Genomic DNA, 383 nt, shown 5'->3' on the forward strand with positions numbered 1-383 from the left:
CGACGTCGTCGACGGCACCGCGAAGCGCGTCATCGAGCTCGCGAAGGAGGCCGGCATCGCGCTCACCGCGGCCGGCTCCGCCTTCCCGTACAAGCAGGACCCCGAGGGCAAGAACATCCGCCTCGCCCCGAGCTTCCCGTCGATGGACGAGCTCGCCAAGGCGATGGACGGCGTCGCCACCTGCGTGCTGCTGGCCGCCGCGGAGCGCGCGCTCACCAAGCAGTAACCCTCGAACGCGACAGTGGCCGGGCACCGAAAGGTGCCCGGCCACCTGTTGCCATCGACCTGCGGAGCGGAGGGCACTGGTTCGGCGACCTGCGCAATGTCCGGGCCGGCGTCGGGACATCGGGATCGCGATCATCTCGATGCCGTAGGACTCGGTG

General features: G+C 70.2%; 1 pseudogene. It reads left to right on the top strand.

What is annotated here, in order from left to right:
- Positions 1–226 (top strand): annotated as a pseudogene (locus tag IJ15_RS25095) (aminotransferase); the annotation flags it as partial.
- Between the last annotated feature and the right edge of the window lie 157 nt (positions 227–383).

It is taken from the genome of Prescottella defluvii (assembly GCF_000738775.1).
Lineage (GTDB): Bacteria > Actinomycetota > Actinomycetes > Mycobacteriales > Mycobacteriaceae > Prescottella > Prescottella defluvii.